The following is a 21,888-nucleotide window of genomic DNA, read 5'->3' as shown; positions in this document are numbered from 1 at the left end:
ATGCGCGTCAACCGGATCCTGCTCTCCTCCGCCCTGGTCGTCGTCGCCCTGGTGATCCAGGTGAGCGTCCTCGCCCGCCTGCACCTGCCGGGCGCCGTGCCCGACCTGATGCTCCTCACCGTCCTCGGCCTCGCCCTGGTGTACGGCCATGTGGGTGGCGCCCTCGTCGGCTTCGGCGCGGGACTGCTGGCCGACCTCGCCCCACCCGCCGACCACGCCGCCGGGCGGTACGCCCTGGTGCTGTGCCTCATCGGCTATCTCGCCGGCCTCGTGAAGCCGGAGACGGGCCGGCTGCGGTCCGCCACCGGCCCCATGGTCGTCGTAGTCGCCGCCGCCGTCGGCACGACCCTGCTGTACGCCGGGGTCGGCGCCCTCGTCGGGGACACCGCCGCCCGCCATGTGGGCCTCGGCAGCCTGCTGTTCACGGCCGCCCTGTACGACCTGCTGCTCGCCCCGTTCGTCGTGCCGGGAATCATGGCCCTGGCCCGGCGCGCCGAGAACGATCCGCTCGCCGACTCGGGCTCCGGCGCCAAGGCCACCGACATCTCCAACGGCTGGCTCTCCGGCGGCACCGGCCTGAAGATCGGCAGCCAGCGGAACGGGCTGCGGGTGAAGGCGGCCCGGGCCCGGATGGCGCGGGCCGGTCGCATCAAGGGGGTCAAGCGGCTGTGAACGCAGGGAAGTTCACCCGAACGGGGCGGTCCAGTAGGAACGTCGGCTCATGGGCCGGCCGTTCCTCACATGTCACAGCCCGTCCGCCATCCGTCGTCACCACACACTCGTACGCGCACTGAGAGGGGGAGGCAGCCGCAGTGACCAACATTCCCGAGACCGGCCGGAACACCCGGGTCCAGGTCCGGCTCGTCGTCATCCAGGTTCTCGTCGTCTCCCTCCTGCTCACGCTCGGCGGACGCCTCTGGTACCTCCAGATCCGTGAGGGCGCGGCGTACGCCAAGGAAGCGTCCGGGAACCACGTCCAGCAGGTCGTCCAGCCCGCCGTCCGGGGTTCGATCCTGGACGCGCGCGGAGTGGCCCTCGCCGACAACGAGACCCGGCTGGTCGTCTCCGCCTCCCGTACCGACCTGCTGAAGATGCCGGACGACGGCAAGGACGTCCTCGCCAAGCTCGCCAAGGTCCTGGGCATGAAGCCCGCGGAGGTCATGGCGAAGGTCCGGCTGTGCGACTCCGAGACGCCCCAGCCCTGCTGGAACGGCTCGCCGTACCAGCCCATCCCCATCACGGACGAGGCCACGCCCAAGCAGGCCCTGCAGATCCGCGAGCGCGCCGAGGACTTCCCCGGCATCACCGCCGAGCCGGAGGCCGTGCGCCGCTACCCGAGCCCGGGCAAGGCCAACACCGCCCAGGTCCTCGGCTACCTCTCACCGGTCACCGACGAGGAGATCAAGGAGGCGCAGAACACCAACTCGCCGTATCTGCGCTCCGACCAGGTCGGCCGCTCCGGGCTTGAACGCCAGTACGACAAGCAGCTGCGCGGCAAGGCCGGCGTCACGCGCTACGAGGTCGACAACCTCGGCCGCGTCATCGGCCAGGCCGAGGCCGACCCCACCGAGCCGGGCGACAACCTCGTCACCAGCATCGACTCGCGCGTCCAGCGGATCGCCGAGTACCAGCTGAACGAGGCCATGAAGGAAGCCCGCAAGCAGCACGACCGGAACACCGGCACCAACTACAAGGCCGACTCCGGTGCCGTCGTGGTGATGGAGGCCAAGACCGGCCGGGTCGTCGCCATGGCGTCCAACCCGAACTACGACCCGAACGCCTGGGTCGGCGGCATCTCCGCCAAGGACTACGCGCGACTCACCGGCAAGAGCTCCAACTACCCGCTGCTCAACCGCGCGATCCAGGGCCAGTCGGCGCCCGGCTCGATCTTCAAGGTCATCCCGACCGCCGCCGCGGTCAATGCCGGGTACTCCTTCGACGGCCCCTACCAGTGCTCCAGCTCGTACTCCCTGGGCGGCCAGGTCTTCAAGAACTTCGAGTCCAAGGGATACGGCCCGATCAGCCTCGGCCGCGCCCTGGAGGTCTCCTGCGACACCGTCTTCTACCGCCTCTCCCACGAGGAGTGGAAGCGCGACGGCGGAGCCAAGCCGAAGAAGAAGGCCAACGACTGGTTCTACAAGACCGCCCACCAGTTCGGCCTCGGCGAGGAGACCGGCATCGACCTGCCCAACGAGGTCACCGGCCGCATCCCCGACCGCCAGTGGAAGCTGGACTACTGGAAGGCCAACAAGGACGTCTGGTGCCGCACCGGCAAGCGCAACGGCAGCTACGCCGAGAAGATCGCCTACGAGAACTGTCTCGAGGGCAACCGCCTGCGCGCCGGTGACTCCATCAACTACTCCATCGGGCAGGGCGACACCCTCGTCACCCCCATCCAGATGGCCACCATCTACGGCGCCATCTCCAACGGCGGCACCCTCTACGACCCCTCCGTCGGCAAGGCCGTCATCAGCGCCGACGGCAAGACCGTCACGCCGATCAAGCCCAAGTCGCACGGCAAGCTGCCGATGTCGAAGACGACGCGCGACCGGATAGACGATGCCCTCGCGGGAGTCGCCACCCGCGGTACGGCCGCCTGGAGGTTCGGCGGCTGGCCGCAGGACAAGATCCCGATGCACGCCAAGACGGGTACGGCCGAGGTCTACGGCAAGCAGACGACCTCGTGGTTCGCCACCTACACCAAGGACTACGCGATCGTCATGACGATCGCCCAGGGTGGTACGGGCTCCGGCGCCTCGGGCCCCGCCGTCCGCAACATCTACAACGCGCTGTACGGCGTCTCCGAGGACGGGAAGATCGACAAGAAGAAGGCCCTGCTGCCCATCCCGCAGGAAACCCTGCCCAAGGTCAGGACGGACGGCACCATCTCCTCCCCGAAGGTCTCCAAGGACCCGGCCAAGGACCAGCAGGCCAAGAAGAAGGACCCCAACGCCCCGGCCGACCCGCTCCAGCCGGCGACGGCGGCCCCGCCGACGCCGGAGAACCGTGACACCCGAAGGCGGCGGCGCCGGAAGGGAAGCCGGAGGTCCACGACATGACCGGCGGAGTGAACAGCTTCCAGGTCTCCGGCTACGGGCCCGAGCGCTCCGGCTGGACCCGGCTCCTCGCCCGCGACTCGGTCATGCGGCGGCTCGACTGGCCGATCCTGCTGTCGGCGCTGGCCCTGTCGCTGCTCGGCACGCTCCTCGTCTACTCGGCGACCCGCAACCGCACAGAGCTCAACCAGGACGACCCCTACTACTTCCTCGTCCGCCACCTGCTGAACACCGGCATCGGCCTCGCCCTGATGGCCGGCACGATCTGGCTCGGCCACCGCGCCCTGCGCACGGCCGTGCCGATCCTGTACGGCGTCTCGGTCCTGCTGATCCTGCTGGTGCTCACCCCGCTCGGCTCCACGATCAACGGCGCCCACTCGTGGATCAAGCTCCCCGGCGGCTTCTCCCTGCAGCCCTCGGAGTTCGTGAAGGTCACGATCATCCTGGGCATGGCGATGCTACTGGCGGCCCGGGTCGACGCGGGCGACAAGCAGTACCCCGATCACCGCACGGTCGTGCAGGCCCTGGGCCTGGCCACGGTGCCCATGCTGATCGTGATGCTCATGCCCGACCTCGGATCGGTCATGGTCATGGTCATCATCGTGCTCGGTGTGCTGCTCGCCTCCGGGTCGTCCAACCGCTGGGTGTTCGGCCTGCTCGGCGCGGGCACCCTCGGGGCGGTCACCGTATGGCAGCTCGGGGTGCTCGACGACTACCAGATCGCCCGCTTCGCCGCCTTCGCCAACCCCGAGCTCGACCCGGCGGGCGTCGGCTACAACACCAACCAGGCCCGGATCGCCATCGGCTCCGGCGGACTGACCGGCTCCGGCCTCTTCCACGGCTCGCAGACCACCGGCCAGTTCGTGCCCGAGCAGCAGACGGACTTCGTCTTCACCGTGGCGGGCGAGGAGCTGGGCTTCCTGGGCGGCGGCCTGATCATCGTGCTGCTCGGCATCGTCCTGTGGCGGGCCTGCACCATCGCCCGGGACACCAGCGACCTGTACGGCACCATCGTGGCCGCGGGCATCGTCGCCTGGTTCGGCTTCCAGACGTTCGAGAACGTCGGCATGACGCTCGGCATCATGCCGGTCACCGGCCTGCCGCTGCCCTTCGTGTCGTACGGCGGCTCGTCGATGTTCGCCGTGTGGATAGCGGTCGGGTTGTTGCAGTCGATCCGGGTGCAGCGGCCGATGTCGGCCTAGCGACCTGAGAGGGGGGAGCGGAGTGTCCGGGGAGTATGTGGCCCGGTGCCCGGTGACCGAGGAGCTGGCGGTCCAGCTCCTCGCGGTGGCGGAGCTGGACCTGACCGACGGCGACGCCATCGAGGCGAGGATGCGCGAGGCCGGCTGGCCCGACTGGTCGCAGGCGGTGCGTGGACCGGCGTACGAGGACGCGCCCGATGTCCCCGACGCCACCCACGTCACCCCGCAGGGACACTTCGTCACCTGCGACGGCGACGGCTCGCTCCACCTGCCGTTCGCCTACCTCTACTCGGTCGACGGCGGTCTGCTCGACGAGGACTGCTGGGGCCCCATGCCCGGCTGGACCAGCGAGGAGGGTGCCTGGCGGCCGGAGTTCGACGCACACTTCGCCGCCGTGGTGCGGCGCTTCACCGAGCGGCTGGGCCTGCCGGACCACGACATCCGGCAGCCCAGGTACGACACCCGGCACGTCAGCTGGCGGCTGGAGCACAACGCGCTGATCGTCGGACAGGGCCCGGAGCCGCTGTCGTACCACCAGTTCGAGGACGCCCATGTGTACCTCGTCTCCCGGACGGCGCAGGACGCGCCGTTCCCGGACGGCGCGGAGATGCGGGCCCTGCTGACGACCTGAACGCGGCAACCCTTTCGGGGCGCCCACCACTGCTTTCCCGGCCGGTCAGCCACTAGATTTGGTTCATGGCGGAGACGAAACGCGAGATCGAACGCAAGTACGAATCCGATGACAGTGGGCTTCCCGACCTCACCGGCGTCGCCGGGGTCGCGGCCGTTGTCGACAAAGGTGTCGCCCACCTCGACGCCACCTACTACGACACAGTCGACGAACGCCTCGCCGCGTCGTCCGTCACCCTGCGCCGCCGCACCGGCGGCTCCGACGCGGGCTGGCACCTGAAGTTCCCGATCGCCCCGGGCGTCCGCGACGAGATCCACGCCCCGCTCTCCGACACCCTCCCCGACGAGCTCGCCGGGCTGGTCCGCTCCCGGGTCCGGGGCGGCGAACTGCTGCCCGTCGTCCGGTTGCGCTCCGAGCGTGATGTACGCCACCTAGTCGACGCCGACGGCGGGCTGCTCGCCGAGGTCGCCGTCGACGCCGTACACGCGGAGCGGCTCACACCCGGCGGCGCCGAGACCCAGTGGACCGAGATCGAGGTGGAACTCGCCGACGGAGGCGACCCGGCCGTACTCGACAAGGTGGAGAAACGGCTGCGCAAGGCGGGCGTACGACCGTCGGCATCGGCGTCGAAGCTGGCCCGCGCCCTCGCCGAGACGGCGCCGGCCAAGAAGCGCCCGTCCGGCACCGGCGGGAAGCCGGTCACCGCCGGGGACCATGTGCTCGCCTATGTGCGCACCCAACGCGACGCGATCGTCGAACTCGACCCGGCCGTCCGCCGGGACGCCGAGGACTCCGTGCACAGCATGCGCGTGGCCACCCGACGGCTGCGCAGCACCTTCAAATCGTTCGGCGGTGTCCTCGACCGGACCGCCACCGACCCGGTCGCCGACGAGCTGAAGTGGCTCGCCGGTGAGCTGGGCCTGGACCGGGACCGCGAGGTGCTGAGCGAACGGCTCACGGCCGCCCTGGACGAGGTGCCCGCCGCCCTGGTCCGCGGCCCGGTGTCCGAGCGGCTCCACTCCTGGTCGAGCGCCGAGCACAGCGGCGCCCGCGGCAAGCTCCTCGGCGTCCTGGACTCCCACCGCTACCTCGCCCTGCTCGACACCCTGGACGCGCTGATCGCCGACCCGCCGCTGCTCAAGGCGGCCGGAAAGAAGCCCCGCAAGGTGATCGCCAAGGCCGTGAAGAAGGACTTCCGCAAGGTCACCGCGCTGGTCCAGCAAGCACGGGAACTGGAACCCGGCACCGACCGGGACGTCGCGATCCACGAGGCCCGCAAGAAGACCAAGCGCACCCGCTACGCCGCGGAGGCCGGCAAACCGGCCCTCGGCAAACCGGCCAAGAACCTGGTCAAGTCCATGAAGGCGCTGCAGAACCTGCTCGGCGAGCACCAGGACAGCGTGATGGCCCGGGAAACCCTGCGCGAGCTGTCGGCGGTCGCCCACGCGGCCGGGGAGAGCGCCTTCACCTACGGCCTGCTCCACGAGCGCGAGGCGCAGCGGGCAGCACACGTGGAGGCCGAACTGCCCGGGTTCTGGGACGCGATCAAGGACGGGACGGCGAGCCTCTGAGCCTCGGGCGTACGAGGACGCCCCGCGATCACGTTAGGCTGGATGGTCACCCCTGTCAGTACAGTCCAGCCCACGAAGGTGCGCGACATGCCTGCCGAAGTCGCTGCGTCGGTGTTCCCGCAGCTCGAAGCTCTGCTCCCGCATGTGCAGAAGCCGATCCAGTACGTCGGCGGAGAGCTCAACTCCACGGTCAAGGAGTGGGACTCCTGTGACGTCCGCTGGGCGCTCATGTACCCGGACGCCTACGAAGTCGGTCTGCCCAACCAGGGCGTCATGATCCTCTACGAGGTCCTGAACGAGCAGCAGGGCGTCCTCGCCGAGCGCACCTACAGCGTGTGGCCGGACCTCGAGGAGCTGATGCGGGAGCACAAGGTCCCGCAGTTCACGGTGGACAGCCACCGGCCGGTCAAGGCCTTCGACGTGTTCGGCCTGTCCTTCTCCACGGAGCTGGGCTACACGAACATGCTGGCCGCCCTCGACCTGTCCGGCATCCCGCTGGAGTCCAAGGACCGCGGCCTGGACGACCCGATCGTCATGGCCGGCGGGCACGCCGCGTTCAACCCCGAGCCGATCGCGGACTTCATCGACTGCGCGGTGATCGGCGACGGCGAGCAGGCCGTCCTCGAGGTCACCGCGATCATCCGCGCCTGGAAGGCGGAGGGCCGCCCCGGCGGCCGCGAGGAACTCCTCTTCCGCCTCGCCCGCACGGGCGGGGTGTACGTCCCCGGCTTCTACGACGTCGAGTACCTGCCGGACGGCCGGATCGCCCGTGTCGTACCGAAGCGCAAGGGCGTCCCGTGGCGGGTCTCCAAGCACACCGTCATGGACCTCGACGAGTGGCCGTACCCCAAGCAGCCCCTGGTCCCGCTGGCCGAGACGGTCCACGAGCGCATGTCGGTGGAGATCTTCCGCGGCTGCACCCGCGGCTGCCGCTTCTGCCAGGCCGGCATGATCACCCGCCCGGTCCGCGAGCGCTCCATCACGGGCATCGGCGACATGGTCGACAAGGGCCTCAAGGCGACGGGCTTCGAGGAGGTGGGCCTGCTCTCCCTCTCCTCGGCGGACCACACGGAGATCGCCGACGTCGCCAAGGGCCTGGCGGACCGCTACGAGGAGGACAAGATCGGTCTGTCCCTCCCCTCCACCCGCGTGGACGCCTTCAACATCGACCTGGCGAACGAACTGACGAGGAACGGCCGCCGCTCCGGCCTCACCTTCGCCCCCGAGGGCGGCTCGGAGCGCATCCGCAAGGTCATCAACAAGATGGTCTCGGAGGAGGACCTGATCCGCACGGTCTCCACCGCGTACGGCAACGGCTGGCGCCAGGTGAAGCTGTACTTCATGTGCGGCCTGCCCACCGAGACCGACGACGACGTCCTCCAGATCGCCGACATGGCGACCAAGGTCATCGCCAAGGGCCGCGAGGTCTCCCGCTCCAACGACATCCGCTGCACGGTCTCGATCGGCGGCTTCGTCCCCAAGCCCCACACCCCCTTCCAGTGGGCCCCGCAGCTCTCCGCCGAGGAGACGGACGCCCGGCTGCAGAAGCTGCGGGACAAGATCCGCGGCGACAAGAAGTACGGCCGCTCCATCGGCTTCCGCTACCACGACGGCAAGCCCGGCATCGTCGAAGGCCTGCTCTCCCGAGGCGACCGTCGCATCGGCGCGGTCATCCGCGCGGTCTACGACGACGGCGGCCGCTTCGACGGCTGGCGTGAGCACTTCTCGTACGACCGCTGGATGGCGTGTGCCGAGAAGACGCTGCCGGACTTCGGGGTCGACGTCGACTGGTACACCACCCGCGAGCGCACCTACGAGGAGGTCCTCCCCTGGGACCACCTCGACTCCGGCCTGGACAAGGACTGGCTCTGGGAGGACTGGCAGGACTCCCTCGACGAGACCGAGGTCGAGGACTGCCGGTGGACGCCGTGCTTCGACTGCGGGGTGTGTCCGCAGATGGACACGGAGATCCAGATCGGCCCGACGGGCAAGAAGCTGCTGCCACTGTCGGTCAAGAACGCCGGCCCGGCGCCCGCTTCGAGTGGGCACGCGCACTGAGGGTGTCGTCGGCGGCTGCCTCCGCGAGGAGGAGGTAGCCGGCGGCGGTCCAGGTGTAGGCGCGGTCCCGTAGGCCCGTGCCGGTGAGGGCGTCGAAGTTCTCGGCGAAGCCGTGGGTCTCGCACAGGGTGCGGAAGCGGGTGCTGATGTCGGCTGCCAGCCGGTGGTGGCCGGCGCGGCGCAGGCCGTCTTCGATGAGGACCGTGGCCGGGGCCCAGATCGGGCCGCGCCAGTAGCCGTCGGACAGGTAGTGCGGTGAGGTCGGCAGCTCCGTGGCCAGGCCGTGTGGGGTCAGGTGGGCCGCGATGCGGTCGGCCAGGACGGTGCTGATCTCGGCGGGGAGGTGCTCGCCGAGCACGATGGGCATCAGGTCGAGGAGGCTGGAGCTGGTCCAGGCGTTCCCGCTGTGGACGCCTCGGGTCGCGAATCGGTCGCCGGTCCAGAGTTCGTCCAGGAGGGACGCCTGGGTCGTCTCGGCGGTCCGTGTCCAGCGGCGGGCGTCGTCGGGTCTGTCCAAGTGCTGTGCCAGGGCGGCGAGTTCGTGTAGCTGGAGGCTGAGGAAGGCGGCCAGGTCGGCGGTGACGACCACGCGTTCGGGGTCGAAGGTGGTGGCGTTGTCCCAGCCGCTGTCGTTGCCGTGGTGGTAGTGGGGGAGTGCCGCGCCGGGGGTGCGCCGGGCGGTGAGCCAGAAGGTCGTCCAGCGTTCCAGCCTGGTGTAGGTTTCGGCCAGTTCCGTGCGGTCGGGGGGTGTGGGCAGGCGGCGGCGCAGGTGGCCCAGTGCCCAGCCGTGGATGGGCGGTTTGACGAAGTTGTGCAGGACCTCGGAGTGGGTGACCGAGTCGGGGAGGGCACCGGTTTCGTCCTGGTGGTCGAAGGGCAGCTGGTACTGGTCCCAGGCCAGTTCGGGGTGGCCGGGGGCCAGGGCCAGGGCGTTGAAGCAGTGGTCCCAGCTCCAGACCTTGTCCATCCAGTGTTTGGACATGAGGACGGCGGGGCGGGGGACCAGTCCGGCCGGTCGTACGGTCGCGGACCACAGGACGTAGGCGGCGAGTTCGGCGGCCGGGGTGGCCGGGGTGCGCCAGGGGGCCACCGCGTCGACGAAGTCCGCGAAGGCGTTCCGCGCCGCCTCGACGGTCTTGCCGAAGGGTGATGCCGGAACGTAGGGCGGGCGGGCCGTGTCGATTTCCTCGACCGCGATCTCCCAGGAGTCGTCCGGGCCGGCGGTGACCGTGAGGCCGCGGTCGGCGGTGCCCAGGACTTGGTCGCCGCAGGTGTGGGTCACCGTGCCGGCCAGGACGGTGACGCGGTAGCGGCGGCCGGTCTCGTACGACGTGAAGACGTAGGCCGCGGTGGCCGCGTCGCGGAAGAAGTACGTGCCGCTGAAGGGGGTCAGGCAAAGGGCTGCCGCGGAGACGCGCAGCGACAGTGCCGTGCCGCGCAGGCGCACGGTGTCCGGTGACTCGTAGGCGAGGCCGATGCGGCCGGTCCCGCTGACGCCGGTCCAGCTGAGCAGGGCCGGGGTGGCCTCCACCCGGGTCTCGGCGCGCTCGCCCGTCGTCCCGTCGAGCGGCGTCAGGCTCAGGACGGGGTGCATGCCGTTCTGGTGCGAGACGAGGTGGAGGTCGTCGGCGTACGTCTTCTCCGCCACCACGGGGGAGATGTCGAACCACGACCCGTACGTGCTGAACGGGATGTCCTGGACGGAGAAGGCCGGTCCGGAGCGGTCGGCGGTCATGTGGGGGCACTCGTTTCTCGAGCAGGGATCGTCTGGGGGAGCAGCGGTCCGTGACCGCGTCAGGTCAGTCCTTGACCGCACCGGCCGTCACGCCGGCGGCGACGTAGCGCTGGGCCAGGACGAGGATGACCGCGGCCGGCAGCGAGGCCACGACGGCGGTGGCCATGATGGCGTTCCACTCCTGGTTGTTGTTGCCGATGTAGTGGTAGATGCCGAGGGTGATCGGCTCCCGCGCACCGCCGTTGACGAGGGTGCTCGCGAAGACGAAGTCGGACCAGGACCACAGGAACGCGAACAGCGACACGGTGACGACGGCGTTGCGGCTCATCGGCAGGACGATCGACCGGAAGGTGCGCCAGGGACCGGCACCGTCCGTCCGCGCCGCCTGGAGCAGTTCGTCGGGGATGCCGGACATGAACGCGGTGAAGATGAGCACCGCGAAGGGGACCGCCAGGGTGGAGTCGGCGACGATCAGGCCGGGGACGGACTGGAGGAGGCCGAGCTGGAGGTAGATGGCGTAGAAGCCCATCGCCATGATGATGCCGGGGATCATCTGCGCGGTCAGGAGGAGGAAGCTCAGTGCTCCGCCGCCGCGCGGGCGCAGTTTGGCCAGCGCGTAGCCGGCGGGGGCGGCGAGGGCCACGGTCAGGGCGACGGTGCCCAGGCCGATGACGAGGCTCGTGCCGAGGTAGGGCAACTGCTCGTCGAGGACGGTGCGGTAGCCGGACAGGGTGCCGTGGACGGGGAAGAGGTCCGGTGGGGTCTTGCGCATGTCCTGGTCGGGCGTGAGGGACACGTTCAGCATCCAGTAGACCGGGAAGAGCATGATTCCCGTCAGCAGGACGCCGATGATGGTCTTGCCGGGGGCGCGTGTGCCGTTCCGGGTCATGAGAGGGCCTGCTTTCTCTGCACCCGGGCGTAGACCAGGCCGAACACCAGGGCGGCCAGCACCAGCAGGTTGCCCACGGCCGCGCCCGGGCCGAAGGCGGGCAGCAGGTTGCCGAAGCCGAGCTGGTAGGACCAGGTGGCGAAGGTCGTGGAGGCTCCCGCCGGGCCGCCCTTGGTCATGATCCAGATGATGTCGAAGACCTTGAGCGTGTAGACCAGCCCGAGCAGCAGGGTGATCGCGGACACCGGCCGGAGCAGCGGGAAGGTGATGCTCCAGAAGCGCCGCCAGGGGCCCGCCCCGTCGAGGGCGGCGGCCTCGTACAGGCCGGGTGGGATGGACTGGAGGCCGCTGTGGAGCACGACCAGGTTGAACGGGATGCCGATCCAGACGTTGGCGATGATCACGGAGGTGAGTGACCAGGACGGTGAGGTCAGCCAGTTCACCGGGTCGGCGCCGATGGCGCTCAGCAGGGCGTTGACCAGCCCGGAGTCGCTGTTGAGCAGCCACGACCAGGTGGAGGCCGACACGATCAGCGGCAGCAGCCAGGGCACCAGGAACAGTGCTCGGAGGGTGGCGGAGAGCCTGAAGTGCTGGTTGAAGAAGACCGCGAGCGCCAGGCCGATGGCGTACTGGAGGACCAGGCACACGGCGGTGAACACGAGGGTGTGGAGCAGGGCCGGGGCGAAGGCCGGGTCGTCGAGGACGGTCCGGTAGTTCGCGAGGCCGGTGAAGGGCGCGTCGCCCTGGACGAAGGAGCGGACGGTGTAGTCGCGCAGGCTCAGGTCGAGGTTGCGGTAGAGCGGATAGGCGTAGAAGAGGACGAGGTACAGCGTCACCGGGGTGAGGAAGGCCCAGGCGGCCCACTGCCTCGTGTGGATCGTCGGAAGGCCCCGGCCCATGGTCACTCGGCCGTGGACTGGGCGGTGGTGAGCGCGTCCTTCGGCGACTTGGAGCCGCTGAGGGCGGACTGCACGGCCTTCCACAACTGTTCGGAGATCTTGGGGTACTTCGTGCCGAGGTCGTCGCTGGTGCGGCCCTTGGCGGACTTGACCGCGTCCACCCAGGGCTTGAGGTCGGGGTCGGCAGCCACCTGCTTGTCCTGGACCTCGGCGGTGGGTGCGACGTAGGAGAGGGTGGTGTCGGTGTCGTACAGGTTCTTGGTGCTGGTCAGGCAGGTCGCGAGCTTGCGTGTGGTGGTGTAGCGGCCGGTGTCGCCCTGCACCGGGAGGGTGACGAACTCGCCGCCGGTCGGGGCCGCGGCGCTGCCTCCCCGGGCGGCGGGGACGGGCAGGACACCGAAGTCGAAGCCGGCCTTCTTGGCGGCCGCGAGCTGCCAGGTGCCGTTCTCGGCGAAGGCGTAGTCGCCCGTCGCGAACTCCTGCCAGCTGGTGGTCTGGGTGTTGTTGAGCACCGAGTTGGGGGCGTAGCCCTGGTCCAGCCAGTCCTTCCAGAGGGAGAGCGCGGAGACGGCCGCGGCCGAGTCGACGTCGGTCAGCTCGGCTCCGGAGCCCCAGAACCACGGCAGGAACTGGAAGCTGCCCTCCTCGGTGCCGATCGCGGAGAAGGTGATGCCCTTCTTCCCGGCCTGCTTGACCTTCTCCAGTGCCGTTGTCAGGGACTTCCAGTCCTTGACGGAGGCTATGTTCACCCCGGCTTCCTTCAGGACCTTCTTGTTGTAGTAGAGGGCGAGGGTGTTGGCGCCGATCGGGGTGCCGTAGGTCTTGCCGCCCGACTGGCCGGCCGCGAGCAGGTTGGGGTCCACGCGCGAGGTGTCGAGCTCGCTGTCGTCGGTGGTGGTGAGCACGCCCGCCTCGGCCAGGGTCGACACCACGGGGTTGTCGACGATGAGGACGTCGGGGGAGTTGCCCTGCTGGGCGGCGAGCAGCGTCTTGTTGGCCAGGTCGCTGGTGTCGAAGCCGGTCCGTTTGATCTTCACTCCGGCCTCGCTGCCGCAGGCGTCCAGCAGCTTCACCCACGCGGAGCCCTTGGCGAACTGCGGGTACGGGTCCCAGATCGTGTACGTGCCGTCGTCCGCTGCCTTCGTCCCGGTGCCTGCCGAGCCGGATCCGCAGGCGGTGGCGCTCGTGGCGACGGCCAGGGCGGTCAGGGCCGCGGCGGTCAGGCGGCGTCGTCTGGAGAAGCTGTTCATCGCGGGGTCCTTCGTGTCGGGCATGCGGGTGCCGATGTGGCGGGCATGGAGGTGCCGGGGCATGCGGTGCTGAGGCTGTTTCCGGCATGCGGGTGCCGAGGCTAGGGCGCTTCTTGAGGGTGGGGCGCCGAACGGCGTGGTGCCGTCAGGGCGTGTGACGGGACGAGAAGAGAGGCGTCAGGGCGTCGTATCGGTGCCGGCGCCCGCGGCGGGCGGGACGCCCGCGGGCCCGGTGCTGGCCCGCAGGGAGATGGGCGGGGTGAGGAGGTGGTGCCGGGGCGGGGCGCCGGGGTGGTCGAGCCGCTCCACCAGCAGGTCGACGGCAAGCCGGCCCAGGTCGGCCGCGGGCACGTCCGCCGCCGTGAGCTGCGGGGTCACCGTCTCCGCCCAGCGGGCGGCCACGACCCCGGTGACGGAGAAGTCGCGCGGCACATGGCGGCCGGCCTGGGCCAGCCCCCGGTACAGGCCGCCCAGCGCGGCCTCGTTCAGCGTGACCAGGCCGGTCGTGGCCGGGTCGTCGTGCAGGATCCGTTCCACACAGGCCTGGCCCGAGGCGGCGTCGTCCCCGCAGCAGTACGTCCGGACGGTCAGCCCGCGCTCGGCCGCGGCCTTGGTGAAACCGTCCAGGCCGCGGTGAGCGGACTCGTACCCGGCCCGCAGCAGTTGCTCGGGGCGGTTGACGAAGGCGATCCGGCGGTGGCCGAGATCCGCCAGGTGATGGACGCACGCCTCCACGAGCGCGGTGTGGTCCAGACCCACCCACCAGCTGCCTTCGGCGCGTGCCGTACGGCCGATGGCGACGGACGGGAAGTCCAGGGCGGCCAGGTGGTCCGCCCGGTCGTCCTCCAGCCTGATCTCCATCAGGATCGCGCCGTCGACCCGCCGCTCACCCAGCAGCCGCTGGAAGGAACGGTCGCTGTCCACGCCGCTGGGGGACAGCAGCACGTCGTAGTCGTAGACCGCTGCGGCCTCCACCACGCTGCCGATGAAGTCCAGCTGCATCCCCGTGTAGTGGTTCCCGGCGGGCGGGAAGACCAGGCCGAGGGTGCTGGTCCGGCCGTTGGCCAGGGCTCGGGCACTGGCGCTGGGCTGGTAGCCGAGCTCGTCGACGACCTGCTGGATCTTGCGGCGGGTGTCGTCCGACACCGGGCGCTTGCCGCTCAGTGCGTAGGAGACGGTGCTGCGCGAGACTCCGGCCCGGCGTGCGATCTCACCGATGTTCACGGCAACTCCTTGCTCGACCATGCTCGAACCGGTTCGACGCTGACCGGTCGTCGTCGAACCGGTTCGCATGAAGGAACGTAGGAAGTGCCCCGAGGCCTGTCAATACCCGGACGGAACTTCCCTGGCCGGGCGTGGGAGCGGGCAAGATCCTTGTGTCGGAGGGATTGTCGGCCCGGTGCACCGGTGCTAGCTTCCCGAACCGGTTCGATGCAGCGATCCACCTCCCGGGCCTGCCCTGTCCGTTCGCGGGCCACTTCCGTCAAGCCATGACTGCCCCTCCGTGCGCCATCGAGTCGAACCGGTTCGACGGCAGTGTCACGACCGCCCTCCCCGACGATTGAGGACGCCACCCATGCCATCCGCTGACAGATCCACCCGGCGCCGCGCCCCGGCCGCCGTGGCACTGACCCTCGGCGCCGGTCTGCTGGCCGCGCCGGTCGCGCCCGCGCACGCGGCGGAGCCGCCCCGGCCCGCCGCCCGGTACACCTTCGACCAGGACGACATGACCACCGGGAAGATCACCGACAGTTCCGGCAACGGACTGACGGCGGACCTGGTGAACGGCTCCACCGCCCGGTCCGTCGAGGGCACGGGTGGCGGCAGGGCCCTCGCCCTGCCCGGCGGCGCGGCCGACTCCGGCGGCGCGTACGTCCGTCTGCCCCGCGACGTGGTCGGCGACGCGGCCGACCTGACGGTCTCCGCGCGCGTAAAGTGGAGCGGTGACAAGTCGCCCTGGCAGCGGATCTTCGACCTGGGCTCCAACACCACCAAGTACCTCTTCAGCACCCCGTACAACGGCAGCGGACTGTTCCAGACCTCCGTGACCACCGGCGGAGGGGGTGCGGAGGCGCAGGTCCGCGGCTACGCGCCGCTCCCCGCGGACGGGTGGCGCACCGTCACCGTCACCCTCGACACCTCCGCGGGGCGGCTCACCACCTACCTCGACGGCGTGCCGGTCTCCACCGCCGAGACCGGCGTCAAGGCCAGGGACCTGCTGGAGAGTTCGGCCGCCGCCGCCGGCTACATCGGCAAGTCCTTCTACCCGGACCCCCTCCTCAAGGGCGCGATCGACGACTTCACCGTGTGGCACACGGCGCTGAGCGCCGAGCAGGTGGCCGGTACGGTCGGTGCCGTGCCGACCGCCCAGGAGCTCTCGAAGACGTCCTTCGAGGTCCGTACCACGACCGGGACCGCCCCGTCCCTCCCCACCGCCGCCCGCGCCTCCTTCTCCGACGGCTACGACCGGGACATACCGGTCACCTGGGACGCCGTACCGTCCGAGAAGTACGCGAAGCCCGGCACGTTCACCGTCGCCGGGACCTCGGCCGGACGCGCGGTGAAGGCCACCGTCACCGTGGTCCGCGAGGGGCAGCTCACCGTCGACCTGGGCTCGGACACCGGCGCCTTCCACGGCGGCGCCTCCGGCACCCTCTACGGCGTGTACGGACCGGACGTCCCCACCAACAACCTCATGGAGGGCATGGGCCTGCGCACGGTCTCCACCAAGGCGCAGGACGGCCCGCAGCACCCCGGTGCCGACGCGCTGGAGGTGGTGAAGCCGCTGGCCGACTCCACCGACGGTGATGTGTACATCTACATGACCGACATCCACCGCGGGTTCCCCTACCAGTGGCCGGGAGACACGCCCGAGGAGAAGCTCAAGCTCTACCGGGAGAAGGTCGCGACCCAGGTCGACCAGGTCCTGAAGCTCCCGAAGCAGTACCAGGACAACATCGTCTTCGTGCCGTTCAACGAGCCCGAGGGCAACATGTTCGGCACCGGCGAGTGGAGCTACGACAAGGTCAGCTGGCTGAACGACCCCGACGACTTCTTCGCCGCCTGGGACGACTTCCACAAGCTCATCAAGAGCAGGATGCCCGGCGCCCGCATCGCGGGACCCAACACCAGCGTCCTGTACGACCAGGTGAAGGGCTTCCTCACCCACACCATGGCCGCCGGCACCCTCCCGGACGTCATCACCTGGCACGAGCTGAGCCACCCGGAGGCGGTGCGCGCGAGCGTCGCCAAGTACCGGGCGTGGGAGAAGGACCTGTTCAAGGGCACTGCCCGTGAGGGCACCCGACTGCCCGTCAACATCAACGAGTACGCCTTCAACTACCACACCTCGGTGCCCGGCCAGATGATCCAGTGGGTGTCGGCGATCGAGGAGTCCAAGGTCGACGCCGACATCGCCTACTGGAACATCGACGGCAACCTCTCCGACTCCGCGGTGCAGTCGAACCGCGGCAACGGCCAGTGGTGGCTGCTCAACTCGTACGCCTCGATGAGCGGGCACACGGTGAGGGTGACCCCGCCGTTCCCCGGCGAGAACTACACGATGCAGGGCGTCGCCACGCTCGACGAGAAGAAGAAGCAGTCCCGGCTGGTCTTCGGCGGCTCCACCGGCAAGGGCCACATCACCTTCGACAAGGTTCCGAGGAAGCTCTTCGGGGACCGCGTCCACGCCTGGGTGAAGGAGATCGAGTGGAGCGGGCAGGTCGGCGACAACTCCGGCCCGAAGCTGCTCGCCGAACAGAACCTGAAGGTCGGTGACGACGGCACGGTGGTCGTCGACTTCGGCGACGGCGCCCTGCCGGAGCTGAAGGAGTCCTCGGCCTACGAGATCGTCCTCAGCCCGGCCGGGAAGGCGAAGAGCACCCAGTCCCCGCCCACGCGCTGGCAGGGCTCGTACGAGGCGGAGGACGCCGCCCACACCGGGTCCGGCTGGTCGAAGAACGGCCCGGAGGGCTCGCCCAAGGACGTGTCGAAGTTCTACACCTCCGGCGGCTACGACGTGGGCGGTCTGCGCACCGGCTCGGACGTCACGCTGGACTTCACCGTGGACGTGCCCGAGGACGGCCTCTACGACCTGAGCGTCTTCGCCAACTCCCTCAACACCTTCGACAAGGTGAAGGAGCAGGGCCCGACCAACGTCTTCCTGCGCGTGGACGGCAAGGCGGACAGCGAGCAGCAGCTCCACCTGCCGCTCGGCTACAAGTGGGTGGTCTGGGACCACACCGGCACCAAGGTGCAGCTCACCAAGGGCAAGCACACCCTGACGCTCGCCGCGAAGAGCCTCGACGGCAAGCGCGCCACCAAGGGCGACGCCATCGTCGACCGCCTCACCCTCTCCCTCCCCGGGGCTTCGGCGGGCACGCGGGTGTACGAGGGTGAGCTGGCGTGGCTGGCGGGCGGGGCTCGGCCCGTCTACGACCTGCCCGAGAAGGCGGCCACCGGCTCGGGCGCGGCCCGCCTCGCCAAGGGCCAGACCGCCACGTTCTGGGTCTACTCACCGGCCGACCGCGAGGCCACCCTCGACGTCGGCACCCTCGGCGCTGCGAACGCCCGGCTCTCCGTCAACGGGCACGACGTCCTGCGCCTGGCCGAGAAGCGGAGCAAGGTCGCCGTGTCGCTCTCGGGCGGCGTCAACAAGGTGACCGTGACCGGCGGTTCGGCCACGACCCTCGTCGACCGTCTGACGGTGACACTCACCGAGGGCACGCTGCCGGCGCGTACGTACGAGGCCGGTGGCGCGAAGCTCGCGGGCTCGGCCACCCTGACGCCGCTCTCGCTGGCCACCGACGGCACGGCGATCACGGGCATCGGCGGCGACCCGGGCAACGGCAACACCGCGACCTTCACCGTCACGGCCGACCGGCCCGGCCTGCACGCGCTGCGCGTCCGCTATTCCAACCCGGAGCAGTCCGAGGCCACGCACTACAACCCGGACCCGCTCGCCCGCCACGCCGACATCAGCGTCAACGGCGGCGGGACGCGGCGGGTCGGCTTCCCGCACAGCTTCCACCAGAACAACTTCTGGGAGCTGACCGTCCCCCTCCAGCTGAGGAAGGGGAAGAACACGATCGCCTTCCGCTCCGAGGAACTGCCGGACTTCGACGGCACCACCTACGCCTCGGACACCTTTCCCGGGGTGCTCCTCCGCTCCCGTTTCGCGCCGCTGATCGACCGGATCACCGTCGTGCCGTACGCACGAGAAGACTGAGAGGAACCGAGGGGTGAGGTCGGTCCTGCGGGGGACCCGCTGAGACAAGGCGGGGTCGGTGGCGCTCCCCCGGGGGACCGGCCCGGCCCAGGTTCCCCCGGTTCAGCCATGTGCCGGGGGAGCCGTCAGTCGAGGCGGCCTTCTTCGCAGACACGCCGGGCGACCTCGCGGAGCTTGATGTTCTTCTCCTGGGAGAAGCGGCGCAGCACGTCGAAGGCCTGCTTCTCGGTGAGGCGGTGGCTGCCCATGAGGATGCCCATGGCCTCGCCGATGAGGTGACGCGTGGCGACGGCCTGCTCCATTTGGGCGTGGCTGCGGGCGCTGGCGAAGGCGATGGCGGCGTGCGAGGCCAGCAGCCACCCGGCGGTCTCGCTGTCCTCCGCGAAGGCTCCCGGACGGCCGGAGTAGAGATTGAGCGCGCCGAGTTCCTCGTCATCGGTGTACAGCAGGAAGCCCATCATGCTGCCCACGCCCAGGTCACGGGCCTGCTCGGCGTACGCGGGCCAGCGCGGCTGCTCGTCGGTGAAGTCGGTGATGCGGAAGACCCGCTCCCCCGTGTCGCTGCGGGCCGCGTCGAAGCAGGGCCCCTCCGCCAGGCGCTCCTGCAGTTGGTCGCTCTTGACGACCAGGTCGGCGGTGGGGGCGAGCGTCTCCACCCGTTTGCCGTGCAGGAGGAGGATGCCGGCCGCGTCGCATCCCGGCACGAGTGTCGTGGCCGAACCGGTGATGTGATCGAGGGTGGCGTCGACCGACTCCTGGGCGAGCAGGACCCGTGCCATGGAGGCCATCTGCTGCGCGAACACGCGCCAGTCCACTCCGGGTCTCCTTCCGTCGTCGCCTCGGCGTGCTCACTGCCCACGTTGTCACGATTCCCACGTGAGGGCCGCCTCATTGCGCTATCTATCGAGTGTCGATAGATTTTCATCGTAGCTCGATCGAAGGAGTGGTGATGGGGAAGCTGGCCGTGGCGGCGTTGCGTGGGGTGCTCGGCGTGCTGCTCGCCGGGTCGCTGTTCGTGCAGGCGGTGATGGTGCCGCTGCTGGCCGTCGATCTGGACGGCCTGAATCCGGACTACGCGTACCTCCGCACCCCGATCCTCGTGATCACGATCCTCGGTATCGTGACGGCCCAGGTCGTTGTGGTCTGCGTGTGGCGGCTGGTGACGATGGTGCGCCGCGGGACGGTGTTCTCCACCGCCGCCTTCCGGTACGTGCACATCGTGATCGGCGCGTTCGTCTCGGCCGCCCTGCTGGTCTTCGCCCTCGCGGTCGTTCTCGCGCCCGGCGAGGCCGTCGCTCCCGGGGTGGTCCTGCTGCTGTGCGGGGTGGTCGTGGCCGTGCTGGGCGTCGCGCTGGTCGTGCTCGTGCTGCGCGTGCTGCTCGCGCAGGCCGTCGCGCGCGACATCGAGGCGGCACGGATGCGGGCCGAGTTGGAAGAGGTCATCTGATGGCGATCGCCGTCGACATCGACGTGATGCTGGCCAAACGGAAGATGTCCGTGGGCGAGCTCGCGGAACGCGTCGGCATCACCCCCGCCAACCTGGCGGTCCTCAAGAACGGCCGCGCCAAGGCGGTCCGCTTCTCGACGCTCGCCGCGCTCTGCGAGGTGCTGGAGTGCCAGCCGGGGGATCTGCTGCGGTGGGAGGCGGACGAGGTCGCGGTCCGGACAATGCCCTGATGGAGAACATCGAGATCCGCCCGGCTCGATCAGGTGAACTGGCGGCCGTGGCCGCACTGCGATGGGACTGGCTCGTCGAGAACGGCGGCGAGGCCGTCGGCGAACGCGAGGAGTTCGTGGAGCACTTCGTCGGATGGGCCGGGGAGAACGCCGGGTCGCATCGATGCACGGTGCTCGTCCGTGACGACGTGGTCATCGGCATGGCCTGGCTCGTGGTGGTGCGACGGGTGCCCACGCCGCAGGCACCGCGGCGGGCCTCCGGGGACGTCCAGTGCGTCTACGTCGCACCCGAGGCGCGGGACGGCGGGCTCGGGGCGCAGCTCATCCAGGCCGTCCTGGACCAGGCCGGGGAGCTCGGGCTGGAACGGGTGACCGTGCACTCCACCTCGCGAGCGATCCCCGCCTACGCCCGGTGTGGATTCCAGGAATCGCCCCGGCTGCTGCAGACGCGGGTCACAAGCGCGTGAGCCAGGTCTGGATCCGGACGGGGCGCTGTGGCGTCTACGACGGTATGGATCTGGAGAAGCCGGCCCGAGAGGGGGCCGAGGAGCGAGTCGACCTGCGGAAACAGGGGACCGCATCGCCCGGGCCGCCCGTACCCGGGGCGCCCGAGGGGTGTCTCGCTGTCGCGATCCGGATTCCCGTGCGGATCGTCGTGCTCGTGCTGGTCGTCCCCGTGCGGATGGCGTGGGACGCGCTCGTCGTGGCCGGACGGTTCCTGAACGACGTGCTGTTCCGGCCGCTGGGGCGGGCGCTGCTGTGGCTCGGGCGGGCGGTGTTCGTCTGGCCCGTCGTCGGGCTGTGGCGGTATGTCGTCGTGCCGGTGGGCAAGGCCCTCGGGTGGCTCGGGAACGTGCTCCTCGTCGTGCCTGTGGTGTGGACGTACCGGTACGTGCTCACCCCCGCAGGGCACGGGATCGCCTGGCTCGCGCGGGGAGCCGGGGCGGCGTTCGGCTGGGTGTACGCCCATCTGCTGACGCCGGCCGGGCATGCCGTGACGTGGGTCCTGAAGGGCCTCGGCGCCGTGCTCGCCGCGATCGGCATCGGAGTCTGGACCGCCCTGGCGTGGCTCGCGAAGTACCTCCTGGTCGTACCCGGCGTATGGCTCTGGACCTGGGTGCTCGCACCCGTCGGGCGTGCGATCGCCTGGTGCGGCAGGGGGCTGGTGTGGCTGGTGAGCATGATTGTCGCCGGTATCGGAGCGGGCCTCTACTGGATCACCCGGATCCTGCTCGTCCTGCCCGGGCTCGCCCTCTGGCGCTGGGTTCTCGCCCCCGTCGGGAGGGTCCTCGCCGTCATCGGACGGGAGGTCTGGGACGCCCTCGGGCACGCCTGGCGCGTCGCCGGGCACATCTCGCTCGCCGTCGGGCGGTTCCTCGCCACCCTCTTCCGGTGGGCTTTCGTAGAGCCGCTGCGGTGGGTGTACCGCAGCGTGCTGAAACCGGTCGGACACGTCGTGCGGGACACCGTCCTGCGGCCCGCAGCGGAAGCCGCCCGCGCTGTGGGCCGCGCCACCAGGCAGGCCCTGGCCACCGCCCGGGAGTCCGCGCGGCAGGCGCGTGCCGACTTCCGGCGGATGCTCCTCGGCGAACCGAGGCGAGCGCGGCCCGTCGACCGCGGGGAACCATCGGGGCGCGGGACACGTACTCTTGGTAGCAGTACGACCGCTCTCACGAAGGACTGAACGACACTG

General features: G+C 70.1%; 17 protein-coding genes. 11 read left to right on the top strand and 6 right to left on the bottom strand.

What is annotated here, in order from left to right:
• The 6 genes from mreD (at position 1) to ACFZBT_RS01320 (ending at position 8,518) form a co-directional block, all read left to right on the top strand.
• Positions 1–672, top strand: a complete 672-nt coding sequence (gene mreD / locus ACFZBT_RS01345; RefSeq protein WP_391097516.1) for a rod shape-determining protein MreD — start codon at positions 1–3, stop codon at positions 670–672.
• A 140-nt stretch (positions 673–812) separates the two neighbouring features.
• Positions 813–3,059 carry a penicillin-binding protein 2 gene (mrdA, locus tag ACFZBT_RS01340; RefSeq protein ID WP_391097515.1) on the top strand — a complete coding sequence of 749 codons (2,247 nt, stop codon included), beginning with the start codon at positions 813–815 and terminating at the stop codon, positions 3,057–3,059.
• The gene (rodA, locus tag ACFZBT_RS01335) at positions 3,056–4,258 is read left to right on the top strand and encodes a rod shape-determining protein RodA (protein ID WP_391097514.1); all 1,203 of its coding nucleotides are present in this window, start codon (positions 3,056–3,058) and stop codon (positions 4,256–4,258) included. The genes mrdA and rodA overlap by 4 nt, the downstream gene beginning before the upstream one ends.
• Positions 4,259–4,280: 22 nt before the next feature.
• Positions 4,281–4,889 (top strand): hypothetical protein, encoded by a 609-nt coding sequence (locus tag ACFZBT_RS01330; protein WP_391097513.1) that lies wholly within the window; start codon positions 4,281–4,283, stop codon positions 4,887–4,889.
• Positions 4,890–4,954: 65 nt separating this feature from the next.
• Positions 4,955–6,460, top strand: a complete 1,506-nt coding sequence (locus tag ACFZBT_RS01325; RefSeq protein WP_391097512.1) for a CHAD domain-containing protein — start codon at positions 4,955–4,957, stop codon at positions 6,458–6,460.
• Between the two features lie 87 nt (positions 6,461–6,547).
• Positions 6,548–8,518, top strand: coding sequence for a TIGR03960 family B12-binding radical SAM protein (locus ACFZBT_RS01320; RefSeq protein WP_391097511.1), 1,971 nt, complete (start codon positions 6,548–6,550; stop codon positions 8,516–8,518).
• On the opposite strand, the gene ACFZBT_RS01315 is transcribed toward ACFZBT_RS01320, so the two are convergent.
• From ACFZBT_RS01315 to ACFZBT_RS01295, 5 genes are all read right to left on the bottom strand, one after another.
• Entirely contained in the window at positions 8,472–10,253 is a 1,782-nt protein-coding gene (locus ACFZBT_RS01315; protein WP_391097510.1) for a trehalase family glycosidase, read from the bottom strand. The genes ACFZBT_RS01320 and ACFZBT_RS01315 overlap by 47 nt on opposite strands.
• Positions 10,254–10,317: 64 nt before the next feature.
• A complete protein-coding gene (locus ACFZBT_RS01310) occupies positions 10,318–11,142 on the bottom strand; it encodes an ABC transporter permease subunit (RefSeq protein WP_391097509.1) in 825 nt (274 codons plus the stop codon).
• On the bottom strand, positions 11,139–12,041 hold the full coding sequence (locus ACFZBT_RS01305; RefSeq protein ID WP_391097508.1) for an ABC transporter permease subunit: 903 nt from the start codon (positions 12,039–12,041) through the stop codon (positions 11,139–11,141). Before ACFZBT_RS01305 ends, ACFZBT_RS01310 begins: the two co-directional genes overlap by 4 nt.
• A gap of 2 nt (positions 12,042–12,043) precedes the next feature.
• Positions 12,044–13,291: an extracellular solute-binding protein gene (locus ACFZBT_RS01300; protein ID WP_391097507.1), complete on the bottom strand. Its 1,248-nt coding sequence runs from the start codon at positions 13,289–13,291 to the stop codon at positions 12,044–12,046.
• A 177-nt stretch (positions 13,292–13,468) separates the two neighbouring features.
• Positions 13,469–14,515: a substrate-binding domain-containing protein gene (locus tag ACFZBT_RS01295; RefSeq protein WP_391097506.1), complete on the bottom strand. Its 1,047-nt coding sequence runs from the start codon at positions 14,513–14,515 to the stop codon at positions 13,469–13,471.
• Positions 14,516–14,867: 352 nt separating this feature from the next.
• Between ACFZBT_RS01295 and ACFZBT_RS01290 the strand changes: the two genes are divergently transcribed.
• The gene (locus ACFZBT_RS01290) at positions 14,868–18,518 is read left to right on the top strand and encodes a LamG-like jellyroll fold domain-containing protein (RefSeq protein ID WP_391097505.1); all 3,651 of its coding nucleotides are present in this window, start codon (positions 14,868–14,870) and stop codon (positions 18,516–18,518) included.
• A 125-nt stretch (positions 18,519–18,643) separates the two neighbouring features.
• Here ACFZBT_RS01290 and ACFZBT_RS01285 read toward each other — a convergent pair whose 3' ends face one another.
• Positions 18,644–19,333, bottom strand: a complete 690-nt coding sequence (locus ACFZBT_RS01285; protein WP_391097504.1) for an ANTAR domain-containing protein — start codon at positions 19,331–19,333, stop codon at positions 18,644–18,646.
• A 134-nt stretch (positions 19,334–19,467) separates the two neighbouring features.
• Between ACFZBT_RS01285 and ACFZBT_RS01280 the strand changes: the two genes are divergently transcribed.
• The 4 genes from ACFZBT_RS01280 to ACFZBT_RS01265 are packed head-to-tail and all read left to right on the top strand — an operon-like array spanning position 19,468 to position 21,879.
• Entirely contained in the window at positions 19,468–19,965 is a 498-nt protein-coding gene (locus ACFZBT_RS01280) for a DUF2975 domain-containing protein (RefSeq protein WP_391097503.1), read from the top strand.
• Positions 19,965–20,195, top strand: a complete 231-nt coding sequence (locus ACFZBT_RS01275) for a helix-turn-helix domain-containing protein (RefSeq protein WP_391097502.1) — start codon at positions 19,965–19,967, stop codon at positions 20,193–20,195. Before ACFZBT_RS01280 ends, ACFZBT_RS01275 begins: the two co-directional genes overlap by 1 nt.
• Positions 20,195–20,662 (top strand): GNAT family N-acetyltransferase, encoded by a 468-nt coding sequence (locus tag ACFZBT_RS01270; protein ID WP_391097501.1) that lies wholly within the window; start codon positions 20,195–20,197, stop codon positions 20,660–20,662. Before ACFZBT_RS01275 ends, ACFZBT_RS01270 begins: the two co-directional genes overlap by 1 nt.
• Before the next feature lie 44 nt (positions 20,663–20,706).
• Positions 20,707–21,879, top strand: coding sequence for a hypothetical protein (locus ACFZBT_RS01265; protein WP_391097865.1), 1,173 nt, complete (start codon positions 20,707–20,709; stop codon positions 21,877–21,879).
• Positions 21,880–21,888: the final 9 nt, after the last annotated feature.

Source organism: Streptomyces sp. NPDC008137 (genome assembly GCF_042957035.1).
Taxonomy (GTDB): domain Bacteria; phylum Actinomycetota; class Actinomycetes; order Streptomycetales; family Streptomycetaceae; genus Streptomyces.
The sequence above is the reverse complement of the archived record's forward strand: the minus strand, read 5'-3'. Positions and strand labels throughout refer to the sequence as shown.

Coding starts and splice junctions, on each gene's coding strand:
- mreD (WP_391097516.1), top strand. CDS start 1: ATGCGCGTCAACCGGATCCTGCTCTCCTCCGCCCTGGTCGTCGTCGCC.
- ACFZBT_RS01305 (WP_391097508.1), bottom strand. CDS start 12,041: ATGGGCCGGGGCCTTCCGACGATCCACACGAGGCAGTGGGCCGCCTGG.
- ACFZBT_RS01310 (WP_391097509.1), bottom strand. CDS start 11,142: ATGACCCGGAACGGCACACGCGCCCCCGGCAAGACCATCATCGGCGTC.
- rodA (WP_391097514.1), top strand. CDS start 3,056: ATGACCGGCGGAGTGAACAGCTTCCAGGTCTCCGGCTACGGGCCCGAG.
- ACFZBT_RS01315 (WP_391097510.1), bottom strand. CDS start 10,253: ATGACCGCCGACCGCTCCGGACCGGCCTTCTCCGTCCAGGACATCCCG.
- ACFZBT_RS01320 (WP_391097511.1), top strand. CDS start 6,548: ATGCCTGCCGAAGTCGCTGCGTCGGTGTTCCCGCAGCTCGAAGCTCTG.
- ACFZBT_RS01270 (WP_391097501.1), top strand. CDS start 20,195: ATGGAGAACATCGAGATCCGCCCGGCTCGATCAGGTGAACTGGCGGCC.
- ACFZBT_RS01275 (WP_391097502.1), top strand. CDS start 19,965: ATGGCGATCGCCGTCGACATCGACGTGATGCTGGCCAAACGGAAGATG.
- ACFZBT_RS01290 (WP_391097505.1), top strand. CDS start 14,868: ATGCCATCCGCTGACAGATCCACCCGGCGCCGCGCCCCGGCCGCCGTG.
- ACFZBT_RS01280 (WP_391097503.1), top strand. CDS start 19,468: ATGGGGAAGCTGGCCGTGGCGGCGTTGCGTGGGGTGCTCGGCGTGCTG.
- ACFZBT_RS01265 (WP_391097865.1), top strand. CDS start 20,707: ATGGATCTGGAGAAGCCGGCCCGAGAGGGGGCCGAGGAGCGAGTCGAC.
- ACFZBT_RS01325 (WP_391097512.1), top strand. CDS start 4,955: ATGGCGGAGACGAAACGCGAGATCGAACGCAAGTACGAATCCGATGAC.
- ACFZBT_RS01300 (WP_391097507.1), bottom strand. CDS start 13,291: ATGAACAGCTTCTCCAGACGACGCCGCCTGACCGCCGCGGCCCTGACC.